8 protein-coding genes are annotated in these 4,811 nt (G+C 65.2%); 3 read left to right on the forward strand and 5 right to left on the reverse strand.

The genetic code is table 11. The annotated features are described in order from the left end of the window. Positions 1 to 187 (reverse strand): hypothetical protein (locus G6017_RS16450; protein ID WP_206682411.1); only part of this gene is annotated, 187 nt, incomplete at its 3' end. A 353-nt stretch (positions 188 to 540) separates the two neighbouring features. Here G6017_RS16450 and G6017_RS00555 point away from each other — a divergent pair. Beyond that, positions 541 to 711, forward strand: coding sequence for a hypothetical protein (locus tag G6017_RS00555; RefSeq protein ID WP_182615385.1), 171 nt, complete (start codon positions 541 to 543; stop codon positions 709 to 711). 64 nt (positions 712 to 775) lie between these two features. Beyond that, on the forward strand, positions 776 to 1,033 hold the full coding sequence (locus tag G6017_RS00560; protein ID WP_241731311.1) for a VHS/ENTH/ANTH domain-containing protein: 258 nt from the start codon (positions 776 to 778) through the stop codon (positions 1,031 to 1,033). 30 nt (positions 1,034 to 1,063) lie between these two features. On the opposite strand, the gene G6017_RS00565 is transcribed toward G6017_RS00560, so the two are convergent. The 3 genes from G6017_RS00565 to G6017_RS00575 all read right to left on the reverse strand — a co-directional run bounded on the left by G6017_RS00565 (position 1,064) and on the right by G6017_RS00575 (position 2,717). After that, positions 1,064 to 1,468 (reverse strand): DUF6653 family protein, encoded by a 405-nt coding sequence (locus tag G6017_RS00565; RefSeq protein ID WP_347237914.1) that lies wholly within the window; start codon positions 1,466 to 1,468, stop codon positions 1,064 to 1,066. Positions 1,469 to 1,593: 125 nt separating this feature from the next. Continuing rightward, positions 1,594 to 2,217: a class I SAM-dependent methyltransferase gene (locus tag G6017_RS00570; protein ID WP_182615390.1), complete on the reverse strand. Its 624-nt coding sequence runs from the start codon at positions 2,215 to 2,217 to the stop codon at positions 1,594 to 1,596. Further along, entirely contained in the window at positions 2,214 to 2,717 is a 504-nt protein-coding gene (locus G6017_RS00575; RefSeq protein WP_182615392.1) for a TetR/AcrR family transcriptional regulator, read from the reverse strand. Before G6017_RS00575 ends, G6017_RS00570 begins: the two co-directional genes overlap by 4 nt. A gap of 115 nt (positions 2,718 to 2,832) precedes the next feature. On the opposite strand from G6017_RS00575, the gene zapE reads away from it, so the two are divergent. Beyond that, positions 2,833 to 3,699, forward strand: a complete 867-nt coding sequence (gene zapE / locus G6017_RS00580) for an AFG1/ZapE family ATPase (protein ID WP_182615394.1) — start codon at positions 2,833 to 2,835, stop codon at positions 3,697 to 3,699. A 74-nt stretch (positions 3,700 to 3,773) separates the two neighbouring features. Here zapE and G6017_RS00585 read toward each other — a convergent pair whose 3' ends face one another. Further along, positions 3,774 to 4,733 carry an IS30 family transposase gene (locus G6017_RS00585; RefSeq protein WP_241731312.1) on the reverse strand — a complete coding sequence of 320 codons (960 nt, stop codon included), beginning with the start codon at positions 4,731 to 4,733 and terminating at the stop codon, positions 3,774 to 3,776. Positions 4,734 to 4,811 lie beyond the last annotated feature (78 nt).

Here is a 4,811-nt window from a genome sequence, read left to right on the forward strand (position 1 = left end):
ACGCACTAACGGAGATACCCACTAGTCGTTGGGCCAGCGATTCCGAGAGTCCGTAGTCCTCCGGATCCATACCGTATTTGTCGGTCCCGCTCTCCCACAACGGGTGCTGTCGGCCGTAGTCAGGGAAGAATCGGATCACTCGCTTATAACCGCCCGATCCGTAGATGGACTCCGGGTCATCTTCCACGGCCCCTCCCTCGCTCCTTTGGCCCGCTGGTTCAACCTACGTGCAAGAACGTCAGGGGTCGCGGATACAGAGTCGGCCGCCCAGAGGCCGCTATTGCTTAGCGGCTGCTTTGACAGGGTCCGCTGGCGCTCCCGTTCGCATAAATCTGTCACCTGGTCCGCAGTAGGAGTTCTTTTCACCCTTGACCTGCGGGAGACAAAGACGCGCACAGGCCAGACCGCCGCGGTGGATGGGGCCGATGCACAGGTACCGGACTCGTCCCGGCGACGGTGGGGGAGCGCTGTTTAGTCTGGCGCCGTGTGAGTGAGATGGTGGCCCGGGCATTGTCACTCAACGGGGCTTAGAGTGACATTGTGAACTTGGAGATGGTCGTCGACGACGCGACCGGCGCGCTCGCGAATATCGCCGGCACCGATGCTTGCGCCGATCTGGCCGGTTTGTCGTTCCCCCTCGGTGACCACGACGAGGCCATGTCCTTCGCGGACGCGGGTTACGAGGCCACCGAACGGCACGCCGATGCATGACCCATCTGTCCTGCGACGGGATCTCGAAGAGGCACAGGACCATTTCGAGCAGTACCGGGCGTCCGTGACCACGATGTTCGAGGAGCGCGCTGCCGGCGAGCTGTCGCGAGCCTTGGAGGTGGTCTTCCCCGACCTGGCCTTCTACGAAGGGCAGGCCGTCGCCGCGGCTGTGGCGCTCGAGTACCTTGCCGTCGACTCAGCTTCGGTGTCGAAGGTGCTTGCCAACGAGCTCGTGGAACAGCAGGGCGCGCGACGCAGCAGGGAGTACCTGGCAGGTTTCGCCAAGGTGCTCGCCCGAGTAAATCAGCACGAGCCGGGGTAAGCCGGGGCACTCACCCGGACAGCGACTGGATCAGTGGGCCGTCCGGCGTGTTTCGCGCGTGAATCGGTCCGCCCACAGTCGCCACTGCCATAACGTGAGCGTCACGAAGATCCCGGTGCATGCGACTGCGCCGGTCTTCTCGCGCTTATAGCTGGCCACAATGGCGCACAGGAGCGATGTACTGGCCATGCCAGTCAGGGCGAGGATCATCGGCTCGGACGTGGGGTCCCGAGTCCAGGACTCCTCGCCCAGGATTGCACGTGTCGCGAACGACGACGTGTTGTGAGCCGGCGGAGTCATCACCGGGTTGAGCGCGAACCAGGCGCCGATGGGCACGTACCACCACCAGTGGCGAGTCCACGGGGGCACCAGCAATAGCGGTGCGCTCAGGAGCCTCGACCATGCACTGACCGGATGAGCGTGCCGCCGGAACATGCGAGCGTAGGAGTTGTCCTCGGAAGCCACGAGGTCAGCCTTGCACCTCTGCCGCCGCGACGGCTGCCAAATTCACGACTCTGATCCGGTTGGGCGACGGCGAGACCTGGCACACCGTCGGGCTCCTAGTCTCGGTGGGCGAGTAGCGCGGCGTGGGGCCGATGCCCGGGATCGTGTCGATGTTCCCGATGGGTGACTGTGAACCCTGCACGGTGAACGGTGTCGATCATCGTGGTCAGGGGCCAGTAGAACGCAGGCGCCACAGCATGGGGAAACTCCTCGACCATGTCTCCGTCGAAGAACGCGAGGAGAAGGCGACCTTCCGGCGCTAGCGACGCACGCACCGTCGCCAGTGCCTCGGGCACGTCGCCGGGGTCGAGGTGGATCAGTGAGTACCAGGAGAAGACTCCGCCCAAGGGGTACGGTAGGTCGCCCAGATCGTCAAATGCTCCCTGACGGAACTGCACCTGCGGGTAGGTGCGCTGTGCGTGGTCTACGAACTCTGGCACCGGGTCGATTCCTTCGGCCGTGACCCCAGCGTCGGTGAGGTACGCCGTCCAGTGGCCGGGACCGCAACCGACGTCGACGACGCGACCCGTGCAGTCGCGAGCCCAGCGGGCGACCAGCGCCTGGTCCTGGGGTGCCGTCGCGTCGATGTGGCCGAGACGGTCGATGTACTCGTGCGCGCGGGCGGAGTAGGCGGAATGCACCGTGTCCGCCTCGGGTGGTGTGCGTGACTCCCTGGTCATGCGGTGCCGGCGAGTATCAGGGTGCGCAGAATGTGGCCTTCGAGGCGGTCAAGGAGCTCGGATGCGCCGACTTCAGGGTGCGAGTGCGCGTGCGAGCGCAGAAGCCTCTCTGCTTCGTCGAGGGAGAAGAGGCACGTGGCGAGCCCAGCGCGCTGGTCCGCTCCGCAATCGGCGTCCAGGATCAGGGCGAGGCGCGCGCGAACGTGGTCTCGCCGGGTGGCGGCGAGGTCGGCGAGGTAGGCGTCGATCACGGTGTCTGGGCTCTCTCCTGCGTGACGCGCCACGAGGTCGTGGAACACCGCTCGCGACTGCGCAGCGAGGAACTCGGACACGCCCGCGATGAGGGCCGCGCGGGTGCGGTAGTAGTACGAGGTCGATCCTTTGGCTATGCCGAGCTCTGCGTCGATGGCCTGGTGGGTGAGGGCATGGCTTCCGCCTCGAGCGGCCAGTGCGATAGCTGCCCGACAGATCTGGTCTCGTCGGGATGGTCGCTCGGGCACGAGCTCAGCCTACCGCCGGAGCCTCTAGGAAGCTAGAGTCTCGGAAATGTGGAGATCTCGGGCGAGGAGCCAGTCGGCTGGCGCCATCGGGCTCACCGCACGCCAGCACGCGGTGATGGATTCGATGGGCGGCCGCGGCGACGTCTATGTCTACGGGCCCCCTGGTAGCGGCAAGACGACAGTGCTCGACTTAGTCCACGGCGCAGCGCCCACGTCGGTGCGGTGGCACTGCGCAGAGTTCTTCCGCGCGGTCCATGCTGAGCTGCCCAGACACGGGCGCGACCTGGACACAACGGTACGAGCGCTGACAGGTCCGGCTAGTGCAGTGTTCTTCGACGAGTTCCACGTTCACGATGTCGCCGATGCGATCTACCTACATCGCGCGCTGACCTGGTGGTCTTCCCATCGGGTACGAGTGGTAGCTACGTCGAAATATGTACCCGATGAGCTCCTGCCAAATCCTCTCCTGCATGCTGCGGCCGAACCTGTCATCGATCTCATCCGGTCCAGGTTCGCGGTGATAGATCTCGATGAGGGCATCGACCATCGCATCGCCGCCACCAGCAGCGAGCACGGCTTCACCGCGGGGAGATGGCTACCGCCCATGTCGCACGAGGAAGCGGCCTCCTCACTCATGCTGGGAAACCGAAGCCTGCCTGTCCTGCCACAGCCGAGGGAAACGCAAGCGATAGTGACGACGTTCGCCGCGCTATGTGAGTGCCCGTGGTCGACCAGTGACTATCTGACCCTCCTCGCTGACGGAAGCCACCTCGTCATCCACGACGTTCCACATCCTGCGCGTATCGGACGCGAACCCGGGCAGCGCCTGGCCAACCTCGTTGACGTCGCGTACGACCTTGATGTTCCGTTGACCATTCACTCCCCGGGAGCGCCCGACCGCCTGGCAGCCTCGGCGTTTCCACCGCTAGATGTCGACAGAACCGTCAGCCGTCTGCGCAGCCTGAGCGTCTCTCAACGCTGACATCGCGCTCGTACGGGGCTGATGCACGAGTAGGTGACTTTTGATCTGGCTTGCCCTCGGGGGCCGGCTTGAGTTCAGGTGGTCAGTGCAACGCCTATTGAGGTGTTGAGGATATCGGTCGGGGTCTTCCATCCCAGGGTCTTTCGGATCCGGGCGTTGAGGTTGTCCTGGGCGTAGCGGATCTCCTCGTCGGTGACCTCGGAGAAGTCGGTGCCTTTGGGGAAGAAATCCCGGATGAGCCCGTTGGTGTTCTCGTTCGAACCGCGCTGCCAGGGTGAGTACGGGTCGCAGAAGTAGACCTTGGTGTCGGTGGCCAGGGTGAAGGTGGCGTGCTCGCTCATCTCGCTGCCGCGGTCCCAGGTCATCGTGCGGCGCAACTGCTCGGGCAGGTCCTTGATCATCTCCACCAGGGCGTCGGCCACGGTGGTGCCGTCGTGGCGCTCGGGCAGTCGCCGGATCAGCACGAACCGGCTGGTGCGCTCCACAAGGGTGATCAGGGCGGTCCGGTTGGCCTTGCCCAGTACCAGGTCGCCTTCCCAGTGACCGGGCACCGCCCGGTCGGCCACCTCGGCCGGCCGGTCGGAGATCGTCGCGTCGGCGCCGATCCAGGATCGAGCGCCACGACCGGGCAGCTTGGAGGTCGGCCGCCGGCTGGTCCGGCCCGAACGAAGCGCCTTCTCCACAGTCAGCTCGTGCCGCAGTGCCCCTTTACCCTGCACATACAGGGCCTGGTAGATCGTTTCGTGACTGACGTTCATGCCTTCATCATCCGGGAACAGCAGCCTCATCCGGGCACTGATCTGTTCCGGGGAATCCCGACGATTAAGCCGCCCGGCCACCTGACAGCGAAGCGGCGTGCCCTCCGCGAGCTTGGACACCTCGGGGCGAGCAGCCATCCGTGCGGCACGCTGCTGGGCCTGCTGCGGCAGATAGGAGTCCCGGCCCCCGTTGCGAGCGATCTCCCGACCGATAGTGCCGCGGTGGGTGCCCAGAACTCGCGCGATCTGCGCATCCTTCTTGCCCTTGAGCAGCAAGTGGAACAGCACCCCCCGCCCGTGCGAGTTGAGCTGGCCACGAGCGTCGACATAGTGGGTATCTCCGTTAGTGCGTCG

The organism is Dietzia sp. B44 (assembly GCF_014145245.1).
GTDB lineage: Bacteria > Actinomycetota > Actinomycetes > Mycobacteriales > Mycobacteriaceae > Dietzia > Dietzia natronolimnaea.